The organism is Kitasatospora sp. NPDC005748 (assembly GCF_040630735.1).
Classification (GTDB): domain Bacteria; phylum Actinomycetota; class Actinomycetes; order Streptomycetales; family Streptomycetaceae; genus Kitasatospora.
Window position 1 is genome coordinate 14,417 of sequence record NZ_JBEXYD010000019.1, and the last position, 24,526, is coordinate 38,942.

Annotated in this window: 20 protein-coding genes, 1 pseudogene and 1 riboswitch; of the genes and pseudogenes, 9 read left to right on the forward strand and 12 right to left on the reverse strand. The window is 75.5% G+C overall.

Annotated features, from left to right (window positions below; all coding sequences use genetic code 11):
- The first annotated feature begins 9 nt into the window (after positions 1-9).
- The 6 genes from ABZ495_RS16700 to ABZ495_RS16725 all read left to right on the forward strand — a co-directional run bounded on the left by ABZ495_RS16700 (position 10) and on the right by ABZ495_RS16725 (position 8,723).
- Complete coding sequence (locus ABZ495_RS16700; protein ID WP_352290846.1) at positions 10-624, forward strand: GNAT family N-acetyltransferase; 615 nt, start codon at positions 10-12, stop codon at positions 622-624.
- Between the two features lie 179 nt (positions 625-803).
- On the forward strand, positions 804-1,562 hold the full coding sequence (locus ABZ495_RS16705; RefSeq protein ID WP_359836499.1) for an SOS response-associated peptidase: 759 nt from the start codon (positions 804-806) through the stop codon (positions 1,560-1,562).
- 199 nt (positions 1,563-1,761) lie between these two features.
- Entirely contained in the window at positions 1,762-5,637 is a 3,876-nt protein-coding gene (locus ABZ495_RS16710; RefSeq protein ID WP_359836500.1) for an amino acid adenylation domain-containing protein, read from the forward strand.
- 192 nt (positions 5,638-5,829) lie between these two features.
- Positions 5,830-7,530: a peptide-N4-asparagine amidase gene (locus ABZ495_RS16715; protein ID WP_359836502.1), complete on the forward strand. Its 1,701-nt coding sequence runs from the start codon at positions 5,830-5,832 to the stop codon at positions 7,528-7,530.
- A 170-nt stretch (positions 7,531-7,700) separates the two neighbouring features.
- Positions 7,701-8,258, forward strand: a complete 558-nt coding sequence (locus tag ABZ495_RS16720) for a GNAT family protein (RefSeq protein WP_359836504.1) — start codon at positions 7,701-7,703, stop codon at positions 8,256-8,258.
- Between the two features lie 108 nt (positions 8,259-8,366).
- On the forward strand, positions 8,367-8,723 hold the full coding sequence (locus ABZ495_RS16725) for an SDR family NAD(P)-dependent oxidoreductase (RefSeq protein ID WP_359836506.1): 357 nt from the start codon (positions 8,367-8,369) through the stop codon (positions 8,721-8,723).
- On the opposite strand, the gene metE is transcribed toward ABZ495_RS16725, so the two are convergent.
- Complete coding sequence (gene metE / locus ABZ495_RS16730; RefSeq protein WP_359836508.1) at positions 8,617-10,926, reverse strand: 5-methyltetrahydropteroyltriglutamate--homocysteine S-methyltransferase; 2,310 nt, start codon at positions 10,924-10,926, stop codon at positions 8,617-8,619. The genes ABZ495_RS16725 and metE overlap by 107 nt on opposite strands.
- A 158-nt stretch (positions 10,927-11,084) precedes the next feature.
- A riboswitch (cobalamin riboswitch) is annotated at positions 11,085-11,238 on the reverse strand.
- A gap of 92 nt (positions 11,239-11,330) precedes the next feature.
- Here metE and ABZ495_RS16735 point away from each other — a divergent pair.
- Positions 11,331-11,498, forward strand: a complete 168-nt coding sequence (locus ABZ495_RS16735; protein ID WP_359836510.1) for a hypothetical protein — start codon at positions 11,331-11,333, stop codon at positions 11,496-11,498.
- Between the two features lie 151 nt (positions 11,499-11,649).
- Complete coding sequence (cobF, locus tag ABZ495_RS16740; protein WP_359810912.1) at positions 11,650-12,408, forward strand: precorrin-6A synthase (deacetylating); 759 nt, start codon at positions 11,650-11,652, stop codon at positions 12,406-12,408.
- Here cobF and ABZ495_RS16745 read toward each other — a convergent pair.
- From ABZ495_RS16745 to ABZ495_RS16760, 4 genes are all read right to left on the reverse strand, one after another.
- Positions 12,371-12,652, reverse strand: coding sequence for a CopD family protein (locus ABZ495_RS16745; RefSeq protein WP_359836512.1), 282 nt, complete (start codon positions 12,650-12,652; stop codon positions 12,371-12,373). The two genes, cobF and ABZ495_RS16745, sit on opposite strands and share 38 nt — an antisense overlap.
- Before the next feature lie 93 nt (positions 12,653-12,745).
- Positions 12,746-13,372, reverse strand: coding sequence for a MarR family winged helix-turn-helix transcriptional regulator (locus tag ABZ495_RS16750; protein WP_359810910.1), 627 nt, complete (start codon positions 13,370-13,372; stop codon positions 12,746-12,748).
- Positions 13,373-13,629: 257 nt separating this feature from the next.
- Positions 13,630-14,574 carry a M56 family metallopeptidase gene (locus tag ABZ495_RS16755; protein WP_359836514.1) on the reverse strand — a complete coding sequence of 315 codons (945 nt, stop codon included), beginning with the start codon at positions 14,572-14,574 and terminating at the stop codon, positions 13,630-13,632.
- The gene (locus ABZ495_RS16760; protein ID WP_359810906.1) at positions 14,571-14,960 is read right to left on the reverse strand and encodes a BlaI/MecI/CopY family transcriptional regulator; all 390 of its coding nucleotides are present in this window, start codon (positions 14,958-14,960) and stop codon (positions 14,571-14,573) included. Before ABZ495_RS16760 ends, ABZ495_RS16755 begins: the two co-directional genes overlap by 4 nt.
- 218 nt (positions 14,961-15,178) lie before the next feature.
- Between ABZ495_RS16760 and ABZ495_RS16765 the strand changes: the two genes are divergently transcribed.
- Positions 15,179-15,727 (forward strand): flavoprotein, encoded by a 549-nt coding sequence (locus ABZ495_RS16765; protein WP_359836517.1) that lies wholly within the window; start codon positions 15,179-15,181, stop codon positions 15,725-15,727.
- Between the two features lie 22 nt (positions 15,728-15,749).
- On the opposite strand, the gene ABZ495_RS16770 is transcribed toward ABZ495_RS16765, so the two are convergent.
- From ABZ495_RS16770 to ABZ495_RS16800, 7 genes and pseudogenes are all read right to left on the reverse strand, one after another.
- On the reverse strand, positions 15,750-16,775 hold the full coding sequence (locus tag ABZ495_RS16770; RefSeq protein WP_359836519.1) for a chitinase: 1,026 nt from the start codon (positions 16,773-16,775) through the stop codon (positions 15,750-15,752).
- 441 nt (positions 16,776-17,216) lie between these two features.
- Positions 17,217-17,354 carry a hypothetical protein gene (locus tag ABZ495_RS16775; protein ID WP_359836521.1) on the reverse strand — a complete coding sequence of 46 codons (138 nt, stop codon included), beginning with the start codon at positions 17,352-17,354 and terminating at the stop codon, positions 17,217-17,219.
- Between the two features lie 113 nt (positions 17,355-17,467).
- Positions 17,468-17,788 (reverse strand): annotated as a pseudogene (locus ABZ495_RS16780) (hypothetical protein); the annotation flags it as partial.
- Positions 17,789-17,889: 101 nt separating this feature from the next.
- The gene (locus ABZ495_RS16785) at positions 17,890-18,795 is read right to left on the reverse strand and encodes an AraC family transcriptional regulator (protein WP_359836522.1); all 906 of its coding nucleotides are present in this window, start codon (positions 18,793-18,795) and stop codon (positions 17,890-17,892) included.
- Positions 18,792-19,550, reverse strand: coding sequence for a phytanoyl-CoA dioxygenase family protein (locus tag ABZ495_RS16790; RefSeq protein WP_359836524.1), 759 nt, complete (start codon positions 19,548-19,550; stop codon positions 18,792-18,794). Before ABZ495_RS16790 ends, ABZ495_RS16785 begins: the two co-directional genes overlap by 4 nt.
- Positions 19,551-19,875: 325 nt before the next feature.
- The gene (locus ABZ495_RS16795) at positions 19,876-22,698 is read right to left on the reverse strand and encodes a condensation domain-containing protein (RefSeq protein ID WP_359836526.1); all 2,823 of its coding nucleotides are present in this window, start codon (positions 22,696-22,698) and stop codon (positions 19,876-19,878) included.
- The gene (locus ABZ495_RS16800) at positions 22,695-24,518 is read right to left on the reverse strand and encodes a non-ribosomal peptide synthetase (protein ID WP_359836528.1); all 1,824 of its coding nucleotides are present in this window, start codon (positions 24,516-24,518) and stop codon (positions 22,695-22,697) included. The genes ABZ495_RS16795 and ABZ495_RS16800 overlap by 4 nt, the downstream gene beginning before the upstream one ends.
- Between the last annotated feature and the right edge of the window lie 8 nt (positions 24,519-24,526).

The following is a 24,526-nucleotide window of genomic DNA, read 5'->3' on the forward strand; positions in this document are numbered from 1 at the left end:
GGTGGCGCCTTGAACCGACCGACCGCACCCGTGACCGCCCGCACCGCGACCTCCGCCGACGTCGACGCGATCGTCGCCACCCTGACCTCCGCGTTCTTCGACGACCCGCTCTGGGGCCCGGCGTTCCCCGACCGCGAGCGACGGGCGGCCCAGGCCTCCGCGATGTGGCGCCTGTTCGCCACCTCCGCCCTGCGCTACCCCTGGACCCTGGTGACGCCGAACGTGGAGTCCGCCGCGCTGTGGATCCCGCCCGGCGGCAACGACCTCAGCCCCGACGAGGAGGAGGGCCTGGAGGACTTCCTGGTCGGCATCACCGACCGGGCCACCGCCGACGGCCTGCTCGCGATCCTCGCGGACCTCGAAGCGGCCCACCCGAGAAGCGAACCGCACTTCTTCCTGAGCCTGCTGGCCACCCACGGCGACCACCGCGGCCACGGCCTCGGCATGGGTCTGCTCGCCGAGAACCTGGCCCGGATCGACGCCCTCGGCGCGGCCGCCTACCTGGAGTCCTGCAACCCCGCCAACAACGAGCGCTACGCCCGGGCGGGCTTCACCGAACTCGACCGGATCACCGTCCCGTCCGGCCACACCGTCTCCACCATGTGGCGCCCGGCCCGCCACTGAGCCGCCACCCGGCGCGGCGCCCACCCGCCCGCACCCGGCGCGGGCGGCGCCGTCGCCGGGACCGGGCCCGCCGGACGCCCGGACGGCCCTGCGCCCGGGCGCCGGCCCCGGGTTGACACCGCCTCCGGCCGGGCCCGCGCCTGTGGCCCCGGCGGCCCGGTGGTGGCAGAGTGGCGCCCATGTGCGGCCGATTCGTCTTCACCACCACGCCCCAGGACCTGCTCGGCCTGCTCGGGGTGACCGGCTGGAACCCGGCCGAGACCCTCGCGCCGAGCTGGAACGTCGCCCCCACGGACCCGGTGTGGACGGTGCTGGAACGGGTCGACCGCGAGACCGGCGAACTCGCCCGCCGGCTCCGCCCGGTGCGGTGGGGCCTGGTCCCCTCCTGGTCCAAGGACCCGGCCGCGGGCGCCAGGCTGATCAACGCCCGGGCCGAGACGGTGCACGAGAAGCCCGCCTTCCGCTCCGCATTCGCCAAGCGCCGCTGCGTCCTGCCCGCCGACGGCTACTACGAGTGGGTGCGGGTGCCCGCCGCCGAGGGCCGCAAGGCCTACAAGCAGCCCTACTACCTCCACCCCCGCGCCGGCGGCCCGCTGGTGATGGCCGGGCTGTACGAGTTCTGGCGGGACCGCTCGCTGCCCGAGGACGACCCGGCGGCCTGGCTCATCACCGCCACGATCATCACCACCGACGCCACCGACGCGGCCGGCCGCGTCCACGACCGGATGCCGCTCACCATCGGCCCGGCCGACCTGGACGCCTGGCTCGACCCGGAGCACGACGACCCGGTGGAGCTCCGGCGGCTCCTGCACACCCCGGCCGGGGACGAACTCGCGGTCCGGGCGGTCTCCACCACCGTCAACAGCGTCCGCAACAACGGCGCCGCCCTGCTGGACGCGGTACCGGACCCGGTGGGCCACGGCGACGGACCGGGCTGACCGAGCACCCGCCGGCGGGCCGGCGGTCCCGGGCCGGGGCGCGACGCCCGGGACATGGCCCGGGCGCGGCCGGACGGCGGCCGGGCGGAAGAGACGGCCGGTGCCCCAGGCGGCCGGGACACCGGGTGGCGGAGCTTGGATGACACGCCCGCCTCGACGGGCGACGTCATCCGTCCTCGCCACCCGATGGGGAACCCACATGTCCGCACAGTCCGCGCAGCTCACCCTCCACGACACCCGCCGCGCCCGCTGCCTGCCCGACCTGCTCGACCGGCAGGTGGCCGAGCGGCCGGACGCCGTCGCCGTGACGGGCCGCGGCGCACACCTCAGCTTCCGGGACCTCCGCGCCGCCGCCGCCGGCCTGGGCGCCCACCTGCACCAGCTCGGCGTGGCGGCCGACGACTGCGTCGGCCTCTACGTCGACCCCTCGCCGGAGCTGATGGTGGGCGCCTGGGGCATCCTCTACGCCGGGGCCGCCTATCTGCCGCTGTCCCCGGAGTACCCCGAGGACCGGATCCGCTACATGATCGAGGACAGCCGGACCGGGGTGATCGTCACCCAGGAGCACCTGGGCACCCGGCTGGCCGGACTCGTCCCGCCGGGCACCCGGATCCTCGTCCCCGCCGGCCCGGACCTGGCGCCCGGGACACCCGGCGCGGCCGGAGCCGACGGCGCGCCCCCGTTCCCGCACCAGAGCCGGGGCCCGGCGAGCCCCCGGCCGGAGTCGCTCGCCTACGTCATCTACACCTCCGGCAGTACCGGCCGCCCCAAGGGCGTGATGATCGAGCACCGGAGCATCGTGTCCCAGCTGCGCTGGCTGGTCGCCGGCGGCCACCTCGGGCCGGACGCCGCCGTGCTGCAGAAGACGCCGATGAGCTTCGACGCGGCGCAGTGGGAGATCCTGGCACCGGCCGGCGGCGCGCGGGTCGTGCTCGGCGCCCCCGGCGTCTACCGGGACCCGGAAGCCCTGATCGACACCGTCCGGGAGTACGGGGTGACCACGCTGCAGTGCGTGCCCACCCTGCTCCAGGCGCTGCTGGACACCGAGCGGCTGGGCGACTGCGGCACGCTGCGGCGGCTGTACTCGGGCGGCGAGGCGCTCTCGCGCCGGCTCGCCCGGGCGCTCACCGCCGAGCTGCCGCAGGCCGCGCTGGTCAACCTCTACGGGCCGACCGAGTGCACCATCAACGCGACCGCCCACCTCGTCGACCCCGCCACCGTGGGTGAGGACGCCGGGTCGGTGCCGATCGGCGTGCCGGTCGACCGCACCCACTGCTTCGTGCTCGACGGGGACCTGGCGCCGGTGGAGCCCGGCGCCACCGGTGAGCTCTACCTGAGCGGTGTCCAGCTCGCCCGCGGCTACCTGAACCGGCCCGACCTGACGGCGGAGCGCTTCGTCGCCTCGCCCCACCTCCCGGGCGAGCGGCTGTACCGGACCGGGGACCTCGCCCACGGGAACCCGGACGGCACGCTCCAGTGCGCCGGCCGGGTCGACAACCAGGTCAAGCTGCGGGGCTACCGGGTCGAGCTGGACGAGATCGCGCTCGCCATCGAGGAGCACACCTGGGTCCGCCGGGCGGCGGCGATCGTCACCGACGACCCCCGGACGGGCCACCGGAACCTGGTGGCCTGCGTCGAACTGAACCCCAAGGAGGCGGCCCTGATGGACCAGGGCAGCCACGGCGGGCACCACCGGTCCAAGGCGAGCCGGCTGCAGGTCCGGGCGCAGCTGTCCGACCCCGGGGTGCGGGACGCCGCCGAACTGGCCGGCCGGCCGGTGGTGGCGCTGCCCGGCGGGCGGGAGAGCGAGCGGCAGCGGCGCGAGACCTTCGCCCGCAAGACCTACCGCTTCTACGAGGGCGGCCGGGTCACCCGCGACGACCTGCTGGCGCTGCTCGCACCGCCGGCCGCCCCGGCGGGCCCCGTCGCGCCGCGCAACGGCGAGCCGGACCTCGCCGAACTGGGCGTGATCCTGCGGTGGTTCGGCCAGTTCCACAGCGCGGAGCGGCTGCTGCCGAAGTACGCGTACGCCTCCCCGGGCGCGCTGTACGCCACCCAGCTGTACCTGGAGACCGGCGGGACCGGCGGCCTCGACGCCGGCGTGTACTACTACCACCCGGTCGAGCACACCCTGGTCCGGGTCGGCGAGGGTACCGGGGGCCCGGGCCTCACCGTCCACTTCCTCGGCAAGCGGCGCGCGATCGCGCCCGTCTACCGGAACAACATCCTGGAGGTGCTGGAGTTCGAGGCGGGTCACATGCTGGGCGTGTTCGAGGAGGTGCTGCCCGCCCACGGGCTGGCCGTCCGGCCGGTCGGCCTGCTGCCGTCCGTCCGGGCCGGGCTGGACGTGGCCGAGGAGGACCACTACCTCGGCACCTTCGCGATCGTGCCCGCCGACGGCCGGCCGGCGGCGGACCGCACCGAGTACTACGTCCAGGCCCACCCCGGTGGCGTCGAGGGCCTGGCCGCCGGCCAGTACCGCTGGACGGACGGCGGGTTGGCGCGGATCTCGGACGAGCTGGTGCGGTCGCGGGACGTGATCGCGATCAACCAGCAGGTGTACGAGCGGGCCGGCTTCGGCATCACCGCCGTCGGCCGGGCCGAGGAGCCGTGGCTGGAGTACCTCGGTCTCGGCACGGCCCTGCACCGGCTCCAGCGGGGCGGCCTCGCCCTCGGCCTCGGGTTCATGTCCTCCGGCTACAGCTCGAAGACCGGGCACCCGCTGCCGTCCGCCCGGCGGATCGACGCGGTGCTGGCCTCCTGCGGGATCGCGCCGGGCCCGTCGTACTTCTTCCTCGGCGGGAGGGTGAGCGAGGAGCAGATCCGCAGCGAGGGCATGATCGAGGACGCCGTCCACATGAAGGGTCCGGCCGAGATCGTCCGGGACGAACTGGCCGCCGTCCTGCCCGACTACATGCTCCCCAACCGGGTGCTCGTCCTGGACGAGCTGCCGCTGACCGCCAACGGCAAGGTCGACGCGAAGGCGCTGGCCGCCGGTGCGGCGGTCCGGACGGCGGACGCGGGCGGGCCGAAGGTCGCGCCGTCGACGCCGACCGAGCACCGGCTCGCGGCCGCCTGGGGCGGGGCGCTGAGGTACCAGGAGGTCTCGGTGCGGGACGACTTCTTCGCCGCCGGCGGCAACTCGCTGATCGCCGTGGCGCTGATCAACCGGCTGAACCGGGAGTTCGGCACCCGGCTGCCGCTGCAGGTCCTCTTCGAGAGCCCGAGGCTGGCCGACCTGGCCGCCCGGATCGACGAGGACACCGGTGAGCCCGGCTCGCGGCTGGTGCCGCTGCACCGCGCGGGCACCGGCGACCCGGTGTTCTGCTGGCCGGGGCTCGGCGGCTACCCGATGAACCTGCGGCTGCTCGGGAGCACCGTGGGCCGCCCGTTCTACGGCATCCAGGCGCACGGCATCAACGCCGGTGAGACGCCGTACCCGACGATCCGGGAGATGGCCGCGGCCGACCTCGCCGAGATCCGCCGGGTGCGGCCGGAGGGCCCCTACACCCTGTGGGGCTACTCCTTCGGCGCCCGGGTCGCCTTCGAGACGGCCTGGCAGCTGGAGCAGGCCGGCGAGCGGGTCGCGGACCTGCTGCTGATCTGCCCCGGCAACCCGGAGCTGCGGCGCGGCGGCGGCGAGCGGCACGGACGCGAGGCCTCGTACCGCGACCCGGCCTACGTGGCGATCCTCTACTCGGTGTTCGCCGGCTCGGTCCGCGGGCCCGACCTGGAGGCCTGCCTGGCCGAGGCGCACGACGAGGACGGCTTCACGGCCTTCGTGCACCGCCTGCTGCCGGAGCTGGGCGAGGAGTTGATCCGCCGGATCGCCCGGATCGTCGGGGAGACCTACGAGTTCGACTACAGCTTCGGCGAACTCGCGCAGCGGCGGCTGGACGCGCCGGTGACCATCGTCAAGGCCGCCGGTGACGACTACTCCTTCATCGAGGGGAGTTCGGGGTACTCGGCCGCGCCGCCGGTCGTCGTCGAACTGAGCGGCGACCACTACGGCGTGCTCAGGGAGCGGGGCGTCGGCGAACTGGTCGCCGCGATCCGGGCCCGGCCGGCCGGCTGAGCGGTCGGCCCTCCCGTTCCGGCGGAGCGGGAGGGCCGCCGGCGGACCGGCGCCGCCGGGTGATCACCCGCCCGGCGGCGCCGCCGTGCCGGACCGTCCCGCCGGCCGCCCCCTCTTCACCGATTGACGATGACATGCCATTGTCGGGGGCGCCACCCGGACCGCCCGTCCGGGCCGAGGAGAGGAAGACCCTTGGCCGTACCCCCGCTGATCCGCCGCGGGCCGAGGCCCGGCGGCCCGGCCCGCCGGGCCGCCCGCCTGCTCGGCGCCGTCGTCCTCGCCCTCACCGGCGCGCTGACCGCCGCCGGCCCCGCGCACGCCGACTTCGGCACCGACTACCACGACCCGCTCACCGCCGCGAAGCCGCTCACCCGGCCGGACACCCGCGCCTGCACCGTCGAGGCGATGCACGACCAGCCGTTCCGGGACGGCTACGGCAACCCGCCCGACACCCCGTACACCGCCACCGTCACCCCGCCCGCCGCCTGCGCCGGACCCTGGTCGGCGGTCGTGCTGACCCTGCACGGGCAGGTCGCCGGGCGGCAGTTCGACCGGCTGTTCACCGTCCGGATCGGCGGCGTGGAGGTCCTGCTCTCCTCCACCCCCGAGCCCTCCGCCGACGGCATCGGATGGACGGTCGAACGGGACGTCACCCGGTACGCGCCGCTGTTCGCCGGCGGCCCGCAGCCGTTCGCCTTCGACCTCGCCAACGTCACCGACGCCACCTACACCGGCGTCTTCCGGATCACCGCCGAGCTCACCTTCTACACCACCTCCGCCCGGTGGCCCGCCCCCCGCACCGCCGACCGGCTGCTCACCACCGGGCCGTTCGGGCTCACCCAGGCCGCCCCGACCGCCACCCGCGACCTCGCCTTCCCGCCGAACCTGGAACGCCTGACCGCCGAGGTGTACGCCCGGGGCGGCGGCGCCTGCGAGGAGTTCGCGTACGCCTCCGCGCCCGACGCGTTCGTCGGCGCGAACCCCGGGCTGGGCGCCTGCGGCAAGGGCCCGTTCCGCGAGCTGCGGCTGACCGTGGACGGCCGGGTGGCCGGCGCGGTCTGGCCGTACCCCGTGATCTACACCGGCGGCTGGGACCCGCTGCTCTGGCGGCCCACCCCCGGCATCTTCGCCTTCGACCTGCCCGCCTACCGGCTCGACCTCACCCCGTACGTCGGCCTGTTGCTGGACGGCCGCCCGCACGCCGTCGGCATCACCGTCAACGCGGCCGAGGCCCAGGGCAACGACGTCTGGACGGGCCAGGTCAACCTGTTCGCCGAGGTCGACCACGGCGCCGCCCGCACCACCGGGGCGCTCACCGACCACGCGGTCGCCCCGGAGGCCGCCGTCTCCACCGCGCTGACCGACCACGGCGGCGGCAGCGGCGACTGGTCCGTCACCGCGGGCCGGCACGACCGGGCCCGCGGCTGGGTACAGACCTCGCACGGCCGGGTCACCACCGAGGTCCGCGACACCCTCGTCTTCGGCTCCACCCAGCGGTTCCGGGACAGCGGCAACGACCTGACGCTGCGAAACCGCACCGACCTGACCCGCACCACCAGCACCTGGGGCGACGGGCCGCGGCGCACCACCACCGTGCACGAGGGAGAGCCGCTGGACGTCGACTACCGCGTCACCCACGACACGGCCGGCGCGAGCGACCAGGCCACCACCATGAACCTCGGCTACCACCGGGACACCACCGGCACCGTCGGCGGCCGGACCACCGAACGTTCCGGCGTCGACCACACCCTGCGCCCGACCGCCCACCGGCACGACGGCGACAGCACCGTCCGCACCGGCGGCTCCGTCGAGGACTACCGCAGCACCGGGCCCGACGGCCCGTACCACCGCTCCCTCACCACCGTGGACGGCTGGCCGACCGACCGGGGGTGAACCCGGCGCCGGGTCGCACCGCTCCGGCCGCCCCGGGCGGACGGTTCGACCCGGCGGGCGCCTCGCCGGCTCCGGCGGGCCGCCCGCAGGCCCGGGCGGGAACTCCATCACCCGCCCGGTGTGCGGGAATTCGCTGGTGCGGACGGCGCCGACCCTGATAGCAATGTGACATGCTACACAACTCCAAAGTCGCCCTCCGGGCCAGACACGACGCCGACGTCCCCGTCCTGCAGGCCGAGCTGTACGACGACGTCGCCACCCGCTCCCGGGCCGACTCCCGGCCCTGGCAGCCCGTTTCCCCGGGCGCCGCCCGGTCCCCGTACGCGGTCGCCGCCCCCTCGGACGAGGCCGCCTGCTTCTCCGTCACCACCCTCCCCTCGGGCGACCTCGCCGGCGAGGCCCTCCTCTGGGGCATCGACACCCACAACCGCACCGCCCATCTCGGTCTCGCCCTGCGCCCCGCCCTCCGCGGCCGGGGCCTGGCCCGCGAGGTCGTCGCGCTGCTGTGCCACTACGGCTTCACCGTCCGCGGCCTGCACCGCCTCCAGATCGACACCCTCGCCGAGAACCTGCCGATGATCGCCGCCGCGACCCGCACCGGCTTCACCCTCGAAGGCACCCTGCGCCGCTCCGCCTGGGCCTACGGCGCCCACCGCGACGAGGTCGTGCTCGGCCTGCTCGCCGAGGAGTGGACCACCCCGGCCGACCTGGCCTCCGACCGGGTCTGACCCGCCCCCGAGGCCCGGATGCGGCCCGGGGCAGAGCTGCGATGGTTCCAGCCTGGGCCGCATCCGGCCGGGCGGACGGCGGCCGGCAGCGCGCTGGAGGAGTCGACGATGGACCTGCACCTGTCGGGCGAGGCCGCCGTGGTGACCGGGGCGGGCAAAGGCATCGGCCTCGCCGTCACCCGGGTCCTCGCCGCCGAGGGCGTCAGCGTGCCGGCCGCCTCCCGGACCGTGACCGAGGACCTCACCGCGCTCGGCCGCACGACCGACGTCCTTCCGCTCCACATGGACCTCACCACCGCGGACGGACCGGAGCGGACGGCGGGCCGGGGGCCGGACCGCCGCCCACCCCGGCACGGTGTCAGCCGCCCAGTTCGGCGCGGACCAGCCTGGCCGCCTCGACCAGGTGCTCCAGCGAGGCCCGGGTCTCCGTCCAACCGCGGGTCTTCAGGCCGCAGTCGGGGTTGACCCAGAGCCGCTCGGCCGGGATCGCGGCCAGCCCGGCGCGGAGCAGCGAGGCCACCTCCTCGGTGCTCGGCACCCGGGGCGAGTGGATGTCGTAGACGCCGGGGCCGACCTCGCGCGGGTAGCCTGCCCCGGCCAGCTCGTGGGCGACCTCCATGTGCGAGCGGGCCGCCTCCAGGGAGATCACGTCGGCGTCGAGCTGGTCGATGGCGGTCATGATCGCGCCGAACTCGGCGTAGCACATGTGGGTGTGGATCTGGGTGTCGGCGCGGACCCCGGAGGTGGAGAGCCGGAAGGACTCGGTGGCCCACTCCAGGTAGGCCGCCCGGTCGGCGGACCGCAGCGGCAGGGTCTCGCGCAGCGCCGGCTCGTCGACCTGGATGACGGCGGCGCCGGCGGCCTCCAGGTCGGTGACCTCGTCGCGCAGGGCGAGCGCGACCTGCCGGGCGGTGTCGCCGGTCGGCTGGTCGTCCCGGACGAAGGACCAGGCGAGCATGGTCACCGGTCCGGTGAGCATGCCCTTGACCGGACGGTCCGTCAGATCGGCCGCGTAGCGGTACCAGTCCACGGTCATCGGGTGCGGGCGGGAGATGTCCCCGGCCAGCACCGGCGGCCGGACGTAGCGGGTGCCGTAGGACTGCACCCAGCCGTGCCGGGTGGCCAGGTAGCCGGTCAGCTGCTCGGCGAAGTACTGCACCATGTCGTTGCGTTCGGGCTCGCCGTGGACGAGCACGTCGAGGCCGGCCTTCTCCTGGTAGCCGATCACCTCGCGGACCTCGGCCCGCATCCGGTCCCGGTAGGTGCCGTCGTCGATGCGGCCGGCGCGCAGGTCGGCGCGGGCGGTGCGCAGGTCGGTGGTCTGCGGGAAGGAGCCGATGGTGGTGGTCGGCAGCAGCGGCAGGCCGAGCCGGGCCCGCTGCGCCTCGGCGCGCTCGGGGTAGGCCGGGGCGCGGCGGGCGTCCTCGGGGGCGGTGGCGGCGACCCGGGCCCGGACGGCCGGGTCGCGGGTCAGCGCCGAGCCGGCACGGGAGGCCAGGTCGGCCCGGTTGGCGGCCAGTTGGGCCGCGATGGTGTCGGTGCCGTGGGCCAGGCCGCGGGCCAGGGTGGCGACCTCGGTGGTCTTCTGACGGGCGAAGGCGAGCCAGCGGGCGACCTGCGGGTCGAGGTCGCGCTCGAGGTCGGCGTCGAGCGGGACGTGCAGCAGCGAGCAGGACGGTGCGACGTCGACCCGGTCCGCCAGACCGAGCAGCGTGCCGAGGGTGGCGAGGGACTTCTCCAGGTTGTTGATCCAGATGTTGCGGCCGTCCACCACGCCCGCGACCAGGCGCTTGCCGGGCACTCCGCCGACGGCGGCGAGGTCGTCGAGGTTGGCGGCGCCGGGGCCGGTGAAGTCCAGGCCGATGCCCTCGATCGGGGCCTTGGCCAGGACGGGCAGGGCCTCGCCGAGCCGGTCGAAGTAGCTGGTGACCAGCAGTCGCGGGCGGTCGGTGAGCGCACCGAGCTCGCGGTAGACGCGGGTGGCGGCGTTCAGTTCGGCCGGGGTGCGGTCCTGGACGAGCGCGGGCTCGTCCAGCTGGACCCAGTCGGCGCCGGCGGCCCGCAGGTCGGCGAGGAGTTCCGCGTAGACGGGCAGCAGCCGGTCCAGCAGGGTGACCGGCCGGAAGTCGGCGGCCACGCCGGGGGCGGGCTTGGCGAGCAGCAGGTAGGTCAGCGGTCCGACCAGCACGGGCCGGGGGCGGTGGCCGAGGCCGAGCGCCTCACGCAGTTCGGAGACCGGCTTGGCGGAGTTCGCGGCGAAGACCGTGTCCGGACCCAACTCCGGTACGAGGTAGTGGTAGTTGGTGTCGAACCACTTGGTCATCTCCAGCGGTGCGACATCCTGGGTGCCGCGCGCCATGGCGAAGTAGCCGTCCAGCGGGTCGGTGTCGACGGCGGCGCGGTGGCGGGCCGGGATCGCGCCGACCGCGACCGTGGTGTCCAGGACGTGGTCGTAGAGCGAGAAGTCGCCGGTGGGGATTTCGGCGATGCCCGCGTCCGCCAGCTGCCGCCAGTTGGCGCGGCGCAGGACGGCGGCGGTGGCGTACAGGGCGGCGGCGTCGACGCGGCCCGCCCAGTACCCCTCGACGGCCTTCTTCAGCTCCCGGTCGGCACCCTGCCTCGGGTAGCCGTACACGGTGGCCTGCGGGGTGGTGGAACTCGGTGACACGGAACTCTCCTTCGCGAGTCGCGCTGCGATCCCGGGAGAGCACGACGGCGTGGAGGTACGGCAGTGGGGGCACGGCACCGGGGTGGGCCCGCCCGCTCCGCCGACCCGCCCTCGAGGTCACCGAGATCACCGCGTGCGGGGTGCACGCGGGCAGTGGCAGGTCTTCGGACTCGCGGGCACGTCCGCCTGGCTCCCAGGCCGGACACCTACTGGCCGTCGCTTCCCGGGCCCGGCTGGGCCCAGTGCATGTGACGGCGGTCGTTCCCACTCACCGCTGCGGGGCAGTCCCGGATTCCCACCGGGTTCCCTCTTGCGACGCCGTGGCTGGAGGACACGGCGAACCGACTGCACCGCCCACCCTAGGCCCATCGCCGGCGGCGCGTCAGTGATTGTCCGGATCGCGGATGGCCGGACGGCCCCGGCGGCCCCCGGCCGCCCGGGCAGTTCAGGTGGTGGTCGAGGCGGTGGTCGAGGACGAGCGCGTCAAGAAGGACGTGCTGGTCACCCCGGCCAAGGTGCTCGCCGCCGCGCACGCCGTGCCGGCTACCCCCAACGGCGGAGTCAGAACATGACGGGCCGTCATGACGACGGCCGAAAGGCCGGGTCAGGGGCACGCGCATGACGTCGCAGTGCCACCGGACCGGTCGCCCGCGGCCCACCCGGCGGTTCGCCCGGGACCGGCCGCGCCCGGCGGACGGGCAGCCGCACGGCACAATCACTGTCATGCGGCACATCTTCCTCATCGGCATCGGGGCGGGCGATCCCGACCACCTCACCCTGCAGGCGGTCAAGGCCCTCGCCCGCACCGACGTCTTCTTCATCCTCGACAAGAACGAGGAACGGCAGGACCTCATCCGGCTGCGCCGGCAGCTGCTGACCGAGCACGGCCGCCCGGGCCACCGCGTCATCGAGGTCGCGGACGCCGAGCGGGACCGCGCCACCCCGGCGTACACCGCGGCCGTGGACGACTGGCGCACCCGCCGGGCCGACCTGGTCGAGCGGCTGGTCGCCGAACACCTCGGCCCGGAGGAGACCGGCGCGTTCCTGGTCTGGGGCGACCCGAGCCTCTACGACAGCGTCATCGCCGTGATCGACGAGGTCCTGGCCCGCGGCGGCGCCACCTTCGGGTACGAGGTGGTCCCGGGCATCAGCAGCGTCTCGGCGCTCGCCGCCCGGCACCGCACCACCCTGACCCGGGTCGGCCGCCCGCTGCAGATCACCACCGGCCGCCGTCTCGCCGAGGGCTTCCCCGAGCAGGTGGACGACGTGGTGGTGATGCTGGACGGGCGGGCCGCGTTCACCGGGATCGACCCCGAGGGGCTGGAGATCTTCTACGGCGCCTACCTGGGCACCCCGGACGAGATCCTCGTCGCCGGCCCCCTCGCCGAAACCGCCCCCCGGATCCGCGCGCTCCGCGACGAGGCCCGCGAACGCAAGGGCTGGATCATGGACACCTACCTCCTCCGCCGCTCCGGGAGCTGACCCACACCCGCCCCCGGGCCGACCGGCCCGGGGCCCGGGCGATCCGGGGCATCAGCCGGAACTGGTTGAAGGCGCCCGCGGTGACCGGGCCGACGACCAGCAGGATCTCGACCAGCAGGGCGGTGCCGTAGCCGGTGGTCCAGAGCGGAGAGACCGCGCCGACGTGCTTCCAGCCGAGCCAGAGGCCGGCGACGGTGACCGCGCCGACGCAGATCATCGCGACCGGACTGAAGCGGCGCCACATCTCGGCCCAGAGCAGGCCGGCCCCGTCGCCGAGGCGGCCGGGGTGACCGATCAGTAGCGCGCGGCGCCCGTTTCACCTGGTGAGGCGGGACGGCTACGAACCGGCCGGGGCCCCGCCGTCGTCCCGGTCGGCCACGTCCTCGGACCGCTCGCCGGCCACCCCGGGCGCCCCGGCTGCCCCGCCGGCGCCCTCGCGCTCGACGGCCCACTCCGTACGGCGTTCGCGGGTCAGGACCCAGTCGGCGGCCCGGCGCGGAGCCGAACCCGCCGAGCCGCTACGGGCGGCGGCGGCGCACACCCGCCGCAGCAGGGAGTTCAACTGGGTGCGCTCACCGCGCGTCAGGGACACCAGCAGGTCGTCCTGCACGGCCGACTCGTCGCTGTGCAGGATCTCCAGCGCGAGCTGCCCCGAGGAGGTGAGCGTCAGCACCTCGTGCCGACCGCCGACCTGGACGAACAGGGACTGCACCAGGCCCGCCGCGACGAGATCGTCGAGGGTCTGCGCGGTGTCGACCGCACCCCCGTCGATCCCGGCGACCAGATCGGGCCGGGCGTGCGGGCCCAGCCGGGCCAGCGTGGAGAGGACGGACAGGTGCGCCGGGCTCATCCCCCGGAACTCCAGGCGCGCCGCGAGCAGGGCGTCCGCCGCCCGGCCGGCCGCCGACAGGAGGTGGACGGTCTGCTCGAAGGGACTCGACGATCCCTTCCCCCTGTCGTACACGTCGCATCCAATCGCTGGTGGAGGGCTGCACCACCTCCGGCGGGGGTCACGGGACCACCGACGCCATGCCACGCTGCCGAACGCCGATCGCCGAAGGGCCGCGAAACCCGCTCGCGCGCCGCGCCGGGCACGGCGCCGCATCGCGCCGCACGGCGCACCGAGGCCAACGATAGCCGCGCCGCGCCGATCGGTCTACATCGATGTCGTCCGCGACACCCGCTCCCCCGCCGCCGGCGGCCGGCGCCGACAACGGCCCGTCACCGGCCCGACACGGCCCGCGCGGCGTACTCCACGTACTCGTGCAGCCCGTACGCCAGCCCCGGGATCAGCACCGACACCGCCACCACCGCCACCAGCCAGGCCACGCCCACCCGCATCGCGCGACCGCGCGGCAGGACCGGCACCGACCCCAGCAGCGCCTCGACCCGCCGCGGCACCGGACCGGCGCCCACCGACAGCAGCGGGTTCCGGCTCCCGCCCGCCCGGGTGGCGGCGGACCCGGCCAGCGCCGCCCGCGCGATCGCCGTCGCCGCCAGCCGGCGGTCCCCCACCGATCCGGCCGCGGCCTCGTCGGCCCACCGTTCCAGGTGGAATCCCAGCGCCTCCCGCAGGCCCCGCAGCGCCGGGTGCACCGCCGCCGCGAGGTCCGTGACGACGGACAGCACGTGGTGGCGCCCCGCCAGGTGGGCCCGCTCGTGCGCGAGCAGCACCTCGCGCTCCGCCGGACCGAGTTCGCGCACCATGCCCGAGGTCACCACGACCCGCCCGGGGCGCCAGCGGAAGCCGGGCAGGGCGAAGGCCTCCGCGTCGCCGCCCGGCACCACCAGCACGTCGCCGTCGGCCACCCCGTCACCGGTGGACTCCCAGGCCTTCGCGAGCAGCGCGCGATGGGCGAGCCAGCGGCGCGCCAGCAGCACGGCCTGGACCGCCAGCACCACCCCGGCCGCACCGGAGACCGGCACGACGGCCGGCCACCGCTCCAGCACGCGCGCCGGCGGCACCCGCTCCATCGAGGTGAGGAACGGCACGTGGAACAGCGCGACCAGCGCCGCCGCGGTGCCGCCCGCCAGCAGTACGGCCGCACCCGTCAGCGCCACGGACGCCTCGCGCGGCGGGAGGAGCGCGGCCAGCCGGCGGGCGGCGGGCGCCGCGCCCCACGGAGCCAGCAGCGTCAGCGCGACCAGGGCGAGGGCCAGGGTCATGCGCGGCCCTCTCCGTCCGGGGCCTCCAGCAGGAGGCGCCGGAGCACCTCCTCGTCCCCCTCGGACAGCGACGACACGAACCGCTTCAGCACCAGCTCACGGTGCGGGTCGCTCTCCAGTTCACGGCGCATCCGCCCGGCCACCAGACCGGCGGCGTCGGCGACCGGCGCGTACGCGAAGCCCCGCCCCGGGCGGCTGCGCTGCAGCGTCCCGTTCTCGTGCAGCCGGCCCAGCACCGTCGCCACCGTCGTCCGGGCCAGCCCCCGGTCGAGCGCCTCGTTGACCTCCTGCGCCGTCAGCGGCCGCTCGGCCGCCCACAGCACGGCCAGTACGTCCGCGACCAGCTCGCCGTGCGGCCGCCTCGTGTCCCGACTGTCGTCCACCATGTCTCCCGTCCACGGCCGCGCCGCCGGGCAGACGTACAGCGAACCCGGCGACGCCTGCGCCCTCACCACGGCCGACTACATGGTCGTAGACGATCCGGTCGGATGTTCGTAAGGTATGCCTCACCCAACTGTACTGGCCCCACCGGCAGGGCAGACTGGCCGCAGGAGCGCCGCCCTGGGGCTTCACCATGGCGGCCGGGAGAGTCGGGAGTTCAGGTGTGAGCGCGCATCGCGAGCCGTTCCTCTACATCGTCGTCTGCGCGTCGGGCATCGCCGGCGGGGTGGACGAGCTGATCACCGCCGCCCGGGCCGAGGGCTGGGGAGTCGGCGTGATCGCCACCCCCAACGGACTCGGGTTCATCGACCGGAAGGCCGTCGAAGCCCGGACCGGCTACCCGATCCGCTCCGCCTGGCGCACGCCGGGCGACCCCCGGCCGCTGCCCCCGGCGGACGCCATCGCGGTGGCGCCCGCCACGTTCAACACCATCAACAAGTGGGCCGCCGGCATCTCCGACACCCTCGCCCTCGGCATCCTCTGCGAGGCGTACGGCCTGGGCATCCCGGTGGCCGTCCAGCCCTACCTCAACGCCGCCCAGGCCGCCCACCCCGCCTACGCGGAGAGCCTGACCCGGCTCCGGTCGATGGGCGTCCTGATCGGTGACGCCACCCCCCACCAGCCCAAGGCCGAGGGGGCCGGCGCCGCGTACGACTGGACCCGGGTGCTCGACCTGCTCCGCCCGGTGATCGCTGCGGCGGGCCGGGAGTAACGGCCCGCCGCCACCGTCACCGTCACCGGGGGGTCTTCCGGAAGGCGTCCGGGGTGCGGGCGGTCCACGGCCGGGAGTGCGTGCGCGGGAACGGGTCGAGGATGCGGGAGAAGTGGGCGGGATCCTGGGCGGTGCCGCTGCACCGCTCCGAGAGGGTGCCCGCCACCGCGCAGGGCCGGTCCCGCCCGACCGACCAGAAGGCGAGCAGCCGGATGCCCTTCTCGGCCGCGAACCTCGCCAGGCGGGCGGCGTCCTCGGTGGAGAAGACCTCGTTGACGGCGTCGTTGACCCCGATCATCGGGGTGTTGCCCTGCATCGCCCACAGCTGCTCGGGGCTCTTCTCCGGCCAGAGCCGCCCGAGTTGCTCGTGCAGTCCGGTCGCGGCCCCGATCGCGGCGGCGCCCATGTCGAGGTCGGGCCCGTAGTCCATCGTCATGACGTTGACCACGTCCACGTCCAGTCCGTGCTGCCGCGCGTTGGTCAGCAGCCACACCCCGTTGTCGGACAGGCCCCAGGGGTTGACCGGCAGGGTGTAGTCAACGTCGAGCGGGCGGCCGAGCAGGCGGTACTCCTGCTGCAGTTCGGCGAGCGCCTGGTTGCGGCGGTCGTCGGACTGCTGGTCGTCCAGCGCCGCGCCCTCGATGTCGAGGTCGATCCTGGTGACGCCCAGGGTGTTCACCACGCGCCGGTAGGCGGCCTTCAGGGCACTCACCGTGTCGCAGGCCTGGGCGAGTTCACGCCCGCCGGCCCCGCCGAAGGAGACGATCGCGTCGCCGCCCGCCGTCCGCAGACCCCGCAGGGCCGACAGCCACTCCGGGTCGTCGACGGGGATGGTGCCGTCGAAGGCGCCGTTGCACCCGCCGTCGCTGACGACGAAGGCGAGGGTGAAGTAGCTCAGACCGGTGTTCCTGCGGACCTCGGCGAGTGCGTCGGGCGAGTTCCAGGTCTCCAGGTAGGGGGCGGTGAAGTGGGCCGGGAACCCGGGGCGGTGGTGGATCGGCGGCCGCACCGGGCCCGTGGAGCCGCGGGAGACGGCGCTCGCGGGCACGACACCGAGCGGCACGGGAGCCGGGGGCGGGGGGCCGGCAGCCGTGGCACCCGGGGGCGTGGCACCGAGCGGCGCAGCTCCGACGGCGGGGGTAGCGACAGGGTGACCGCCGACCGCCGGGGTACCGAGAGGCAGGGAGCCGACGGCGAGGCCCGGCATGGCGGTCGCATGGGCCGGTGCGACGAGCAGCAGAGCCGCGCCCAGGGCCAGCGGGGGGAGGAACGAACTCGGACGGAAGGGACTGGGCAAGGTGCTGCTCTCTCTTCTGATCCTGGATCGGGGGTCCCCGAGGCTGCCGAGGAGGCCGCCCGGCTCAGAGCCGGACGCCGGAGCGGGTGTCGTGCGGGGGGGCGGAGGTGGCGGGCGAGACCCTCGGTCCTCGCAGGCGGGACCGTGGACGGCCCCACCCGGGCGGACGCAGGGCGCCGGGGCCGACGGGCGTCAGTCCCGGGTGGCCGGGAACGCCACCCCGAGCCTGTCCCCCACCCCGCTGGAGCTCCCGACGAAGCACCCGCCGGCCGGCATCAGCGAGCCGCACAGCACGGCGGCGGACTTCTTGGCGTGCGGGAAACGCGACACGGGGGTGCTCCCTCGACAGCGTGAGGCGGGCGGTACGGCCTCGATTGCGTCGATTCGTTCCCGTGCGAAGAGTCGGCGGGGGTCGGCCGCCGCGAAATTCACCTGATGGGACGTCACGACCGTCGGCCTGATGACCGGGCTCCGGGCGGTTCGGGGCTGCGGGCGGTTCGGAGGCTGCGGGCGGTGATGTCGCCGTGGGAGGTGGTGGCGCGGATGGTGAGGGCGGCGTCGGTGCCGGTGGTGTTCTGGAGGGTGTTGTGGATCCGGCCGTGGGCGGTGCCGGCGTCGAGGGTCGCGCAGACGCCGCGGGCGGCGCCGATCTCGATGGCGCCGGCGTCGGTGCGCAGGTCGAGGGTGCCGCCGGTGGCCTCGGTGATCCGCAGGTCGCCCTTGCGGGTGCTGAGCAGTGCGGAGCCGTTGAGCCGGCCGACGGTGGGCAGCTGCGGTGATTTCATTGCAATGGCTTCGCGCCTCATGCAACGAGCCGCTATCCATTCGTTGCAACGGATCGAGAGTGAACGCCCCGCCGGGCGGCTCAGAGGTGCAGGGTCCCCCGGAGCGTGCGGTGGGCGGCGGGTGGGTGGCCGTGGTGGCGGCGGAAGGCGGTGGTGAAGGCGCGGGTGTCGAGGTAGCCGCAGGACCGGGCGATGTCGGCGATGCCGGTGGCGGAGTCCAGAAGCAGCATCGCCGCCAGGTCGAGCCGCATCCGGCGCAGCGAGGCCATCAGGGAGGAACCGGTCTCGGCCAGGAAGAGGCGTTCGGCATGGCGTGCGGAGAGGTGCGCGGCGGCCGCCACGTCGCGGACGGTGACGGGTCGGGCCAGGTTGTCGGCCAGGTAGCGCCGCATCAGCACCACCGGTGGCGAGAGGCGGGTACCGGGGCTCGCCGCCACCCGCAGGTCCTCCTCGGTGGCGAAGGCCCGGGCCGTCTCCACCACCAGGGCAGTGCCGAGACCGGTCAGCCCCGCCTGGTAGCCGGAGCGCAGCGGGACCGCCTGTTCGGCGAGGGCGGCCACCAGGGAGGCCAGCGACCCGGTGCTCCGCGACACCGCCGGCCCGGCCAGGTCGGTGAGTCCGGACCACCAGCCCCGCTCGCCCGGCAGCGGCCCGGGCCGCCCCTCCCGCAGGGTGAACCCCCAGTAGACGATGCCGAGCGGCTCGGCGCGGCTCGACTCGATCTCGTGCACCACGCCGGGGCGGGCGACGAAGACGTCCCCCGCTCCGACCTCGTGGTGCTCCTGGCCTGCGCTGAACCGGCCGGCGCCGCCGTAGGCGAGGCAGACCTCGTAGAAGGAGTGCCGGTGCCAGTAGTTGCGCCACGGCGAGGTCGGATAGAACCCCAGGTGGACGAAGTCGGCTCGGAAGTCGTCCACCTGGCAGCTCCGCAGGACGCCGGTGAGTTCGCCGAAGGCCCCGGCGTGCGCCAGTTGTTCCAGGGTCAAGCGTTCCTCCTGCCCGTAGGGTCGACCCCGGCCAGCATCATGCCCTGGCCAAGCGAGTGGTCATGCGTGCGGACCGCCGGCGGATCCGCCGGGTCGCGGAACTGCACCAGCCAGGTGGTCCGGGCCTCCTCGCTGGTGTTGACCCCGGAGGCGTGGACCGTCAGGTAGGAGAAGAAGAGCACGTCCCCGGCCTCGGCGGGCAGCGGCAGCGCCGAGGCCGACGGCACCTGCGGGAGGTGGTGACCGCCCTCCTCCACGTGCTCCAGCGGGCCGAGCAGGTGGCTGCCCGGGACGATCCGCACGCAGCCCCTCTCCTCCGGGGCGTCGTCCAGGTGGAAGATCGCGGCGGCCACCCGGTGGCGGGTGTGCGGGAAGAACGGGTGGTCCTGGTGCGGCGGGAAGGGCGAGCCGTTCTCCGGGGGCTTCACGAACAGCTTGGTGTGGTGCAGTTGCACGTTCGGACCGCCCAGCACCGCCGCCGCGACGGAGGTGAAGCGTTCGTCCACCAGCAGCCGGGAGAAGGCCGCGGAGTGGAACTGCGCGTCGTGCAGGTGCTGGAGGCGGGTCGGCCGGCCGGCCGCGAGGTCGGCCGCCGCGCCCCAGGTCGGGTCCTCGCCGGTGTCCAGTGCGGCCAGCAGCCGGTGGGCGCCGCGGCGCAGCTCCGCCGCCTCCGCGCGGTCGAGCAGCCCCTTGACCAGTACGTAGCCGTTCTCCGCGTACTGCTCGGCCAGGGCCGCGAGGTCGGTCACCGTCACGCTCTCACTCCTTCGTCCTGCCCGGGCGGGAGGCTCCCGCCCGGCTCGGGATCGACGGTAGGCACTGGCCCGCGGCCGTGACAGACACGTGGCGGACGGCTCTGTTCGCGGGACGGACACGCCTGCCGGGGCCTCGTCCAACCGGTCGACGAGGTCCGCGGTGCTCAGGCCCGGGGTGGTCTCCCGCACGACGGCGTCGACTTCGTCCCGGTGGGCGACCCGGTCGGCGTTGCCCAGGAACCGGGGGTCGTCGGCCGTAGAACAGATCCGAGGAGCCCCGCCAGAAGGAGTTCTGGCGGGGCTCCTTGACGTGCTGCGGGCCGGCTCAGCCGACCATTGCCGCCAGGACGGTGCGCCAGTCCTCGCCCGGTTCGGGGGTGAGGGGGGCGGTCAGGGTCTCGGTCAGGTAGTGCCAGGGGCGGCGGAGTTCCTCGTCGGTGTCGGGGGCGGTGGTGATCGGGCTGTCGGTGCCGAGGAGGCGGACCAGTTCGGCGGTGAACTCCGCCCAGGAGACGTGTCCGCTCACCGCGTTGACGACCCGGCCGGCCGCCGGGTGCCCCGGCGTGGTGCAGGCGGCGAGGGCGCGGGCCAGGGCGGCGGCGTGCACCCAGGAGGCGCCGTACCAGTGGTCGGCCACCGGGAGGGCGATCGGGCGGCCGGCCAGGGCGGCCTGGTAGAGGGCGCCGGTGGAGCCCCAGCGGAGCTGGTCGCGCAGGCGGTGGTGCGGGCCCCAGACGATCGGGGCGCGCACGGCGGTGGCCTGACCGCTCCGGGTGGCGGCGGCTTCGAACAGGATCCGTTCGCAGTCCAGCTTGGCCTGCCCGTACGGGGTGACCGCCGCGCCGCTGGGGCTGCCTTCGGGGACTTGGGTGCCCGTCGGGCGGCCGTACGCGTCGATGCTGCTGACGAAGACGAACGGGCCGCCGCCCCGCCAGCCGTCGACCAGGGCGCGCATCGCGGCGAGGTCGGTGGCGTGGTCGGTGAAGGTGCAGGCGGAGTGGATCACGGCGTCCGCCCCCTCGACGGCGCGCCGCAGGCTGTCCGGGTCGGCGAGGTCGCCCTCCGCCACCTCGGCGCCGTTCAGGGCGGCCAGGTGCGCGGACTCGGGCCGGACCAGCACGCGGACCGGCCTGCCCTGGGCCATCAGCTCCTGGAGGACCGCCGCGCCGACCCCGCCGGTCGCGCCGGTGAGCAGCACGGTGCCGGTGCGGGAGCGGGTGCGCGGGCGGGCGCCGGAGGTCCGGGCGAGGGCCGCGCGGCGCTCGTCCTCGCGGCTGGCGAGCACCGCGGCGAGGGCGCGCGGGGTGCGCTGCTCCAGGATGTCGAGGCCGGTGAGCGGCAGCCCGGTGCGGATCCGCAGGCGTTCGGCGAGCTGGACGGCGACCAGGGAGTGGCCGCCGAGGGCGAAGAAGTCGCCGTCGGCGGGCGGGGTGGTGCCCAGCAGTTCGCCGAACGCCTCCCGGACGGTGTCCACCGGGCCGTCCGGAGGCAGTCCGTCACCGGGAGGTGTGGCGGCGCCCGGCAGCCGGGCGGGGTCGGGGGCGCCGTCGGGGTGGCGCGGCAGTCGGTCCACCAGGGTGACGGCGTGCGGGAGTTCGGCGGCCAGGAGGCGTCCGCGGAGGGCGGCGCGCAGCTCGGTGCCGGTCGGGGCGACCGGTCCGCGGACCACCGCGTAGGCGAGCGGCGGGCCGTCGGCGCGCTCGATCACGGCCGCCTCGACCACGCCGGGGTCGGCCAGCAGGCCTTCCACCACCGGGTGTTCGGCGGCGGCCAGGAGGCGTCCCGGCAGCTCGGACAGGTGCGGGTCCGCCTCCCCCGCCACCGCCGTGAGCACGGCGGCGAAGGCGTCGAGCAGGTGGACGGCGGTGGCCTCGTCGAGCACGTCCCGGTCGTGCTGCACCAGGCAGCGCGGCGCGGGGCCCTCCTCGACGAGCAGGGCCAGGCCGAACTTGGCCAGCCCCAGGTCGAGTTCGACGTTCTCGGAGGTCAGGCCCGGCAGCGTCAGCGGTGCGGCGGGCTGGATCAGGTCGCAGGTGACCGACAGCAGCGGGGTGCCGTCGGCGCCGCGGGAGGCCGCGCCGAGCCGCTCGACCACGAGGTCGAACGGCACGTCGTGGTGCCGCTGGGCGTCGAGCAGTTGGCCCCGTACGGCGGTCAGCAGTTCCGCGAACGACGGGTCTCCGGCCGGGTCGACCCGGACGGCGAGGGTGTTGACCGCGAGGCCGACGGTGTGCCGCAGGTCGGGCCGGGCGCGGTGGCCGCTGGCGCAGCCGAGGACGAGGTCGTCCTGCCCGGAGGCGGTCCGCAGGGTGGCGAACGCGGCGGCCAGGACGACGGTGAACAGGGTGGCGCCGTGCCGGGCGCCGAGGCCGCGCAGGCGGTCCAGGACGGCGGGGTCCAGCGGAGCGGCGTGCAGCGCGGCCCGGCGTTCGCGGGCGCCGGGCGGGACGGCCCGCAGCAGCGCCGGCGGGCGGGCGCCGGTCAGCCGGGCGGCGAGCGCGTCGGCGGCGGCCGTGAGTTCGGCGTCCCGGGCGCGCTCCTGGCGGGCGTACTCGGCGTACGACGGTCCGGGCGCCGGGAGCCGGGGCGGCGTGCCGTCGCGAGCGGCCTCGTACAGCGCGGCCAGGTCGGCGGCCAGGACCGGCAGCGAGCCGCCGTCGACGGCGATGTGATGGATCGTCAGGACCAGGGTGTGGTCCTGCGGCCCGTTCCGTAGCAGGAGGGCGCGCAGCACCGGTCCGGTGGCGAGGTCGAACGGGCGGGCGGCCTCGGCGGCGAGCCGCACCGCGGCCGCCTCGTCCGTCGTGGCGTCCACGACCGGCAGCGGCACCGGGGCGACCGGGTCGGTCTGCTGGTACGGCTGTCCGGCGCGGCTCGGGTAGCGGGTGCGCAGGACGGCGTGCCGTTCGGTCAGCCCGGTGAGCGCGGCGGCGAGGGCCGCCCGGTCGAGCGGACCGCGCAGCCGGGCGGCGATCGGGACGTTGTACAGGGCGCCGCCCTGGCCGAGGTGGTCCATCAGCCACATCCGCTGCTGGGCGTGCGAGAGCGGGGCCGGGCCGTCGGGCACGGTCGGGCGGCGCGGCGGGGCGGCGGCGCTGCGCCGGCCACGGGCGCGGCGCAGCAGGTCGGCCTGGTCGACGGCGGTCACCGGCCCGCTCCCGGCGCCTCGTCCGAAGCGGCGGCGGGGCCCGTCGCGGCGGGAGCTCCCGCACCGCCCACGCCGTCGGCGGCCCGCAGGCCCCGTTCGAGCAGCTTCGCCTGCCCGGCGACGGTCGGGTGGTCGAGGAAGTCGCCGAGCGACAGCTCGACGCCGAGGTCCTCCCGCAGGTCGTCGACGACCCACATGGCGAGCAGCGAGTGGCCGCCCTCGGCGAGGAAGTCGGCGGTCGGGTCGGTGATCGGACGCTCCAGGGCCCGGCTCCAGGCCTCGGCGACGACCTGCTGGATCGGGGTGAGCGCGACGCGCTCGGCGGGGCGCTGCCCGACCTCGTCGGCGGCGGCCAGTGCCCGCCGGTCCACCTTTCCGGCGCCGGTCAGCGGCAGCGCGGCGAGCACCGTCCAGGCGGTGGGCAGCAGATGGGCGGGCAGTCGCTCGGCGAGTCGGGCGCGCAACGTCCCGACGGCCTGGCCGGCGCCTTCGGCGAGGACGACGCAGGCGGTGAGGGCGGCGTCGTCCTGCCCGGCCCTGCGGACCACGACGGCCGCCTCGGCGACCTCGGGGAGCTGCAGCAGCGCGTGCTCGACCTCGCCCGGTTCGATCCGGAAGCCGCGCACCTTGACCTGCTCGTCGGTGCGGCCGTGGAACTCCAGCGTGCCGTAGGGCAGTTCGCGCACCAGGTCGCCGCTGCGGTAGGCACGCCCGACGTCCGGCAGCTCGCGGAAGCGCTCGGCGGTCAGCTCGGGCCGGTTGACATAGCCCTGGGCGAGGCGTTCACCGGCGATCCACAGCTCGCCGACGGTGCCCGGCGGGACCGGCGCGAGCCGCTCGTCCAGGACGAGGACGCGGGCACCGCCGAAGGGCCGGCCGATCGGAACGGCGCCGGCGCAGTCGGCCTGGGTGACCCGGTGCAGGGTGGTGAAGGTGGTGGCCTCGGTCGGTCCGTAGACGTTGACCAGTTCGAGCCACGGGAAGGCGCGCAGCACCGAGCCCGCGTGCTCGGGCGACAGCACCTCGCCGCCGACCGCCAGGGTGCGCAGCACCCCGAAGATCCGCGACTGCCGGGCGGCGAGGTGGTGGAAGAGCGCACTGGTGAGCAGCAGGGTGGTGACGCCGAACCGCTCGACGTCGCGGCCCAGGTCCTCCGCGGTCGGCCGGTCGGCCGGCGAGACGGCGACGGCGGCGCCGCGGGCCAGCGGGGCCCACAGCTCGAAGGTGGAGGCGTCGAAGGTGACGGCGGAGTGGAAGAGCACCCGGTCGCGCGGGCCGACCGCGATGGCGTCCGGGGCGGTGACCAGGTCGGTGACGGCGGCGTGCGGGACGAGCACGCCCTTGGGCCGCCCGGTGGAGCCGGAGGTGTAGAAGACCAGGGCGGGCGCGGCCGGGTCGGCGGCGTCGGGCGCCACCGCCCCGGTCGCGTCGGTGCCGTGCTCGGTCAGCACGAAGGTCCGGTCCTCGGTGAGGCCGGCCTCGGCGAGCAGCGCCTTGTCGCCGAGGACGAGCCGGACTCCGGCGTCGGCGGTCATCTCGGCGATGCGCGGGCGCGGGTAGGCCGGGTCGAGCGGGAGGACGTGGCCGCCGGTGCGCCAGATCGCGAGCTGGGCGACGACCAGGCGGGTGGAGCGGGCGCAGAGCAGGCCGACGGCGTTGCCGGGGCCGATTCCCCGGGCGGTCAGGACGGCGGCCAACCTGGCTGCGGCGTCCACGAGTTCGCGGTAGGTGAGGATGGTGGAGCCGTCGGTCACGGCGAGCGCGTCGGGCTGCCGTTCGGCCTGTTGGGCGATCAGCGCGGGCAAGGTCGCGATGGTCATGGTGTTCC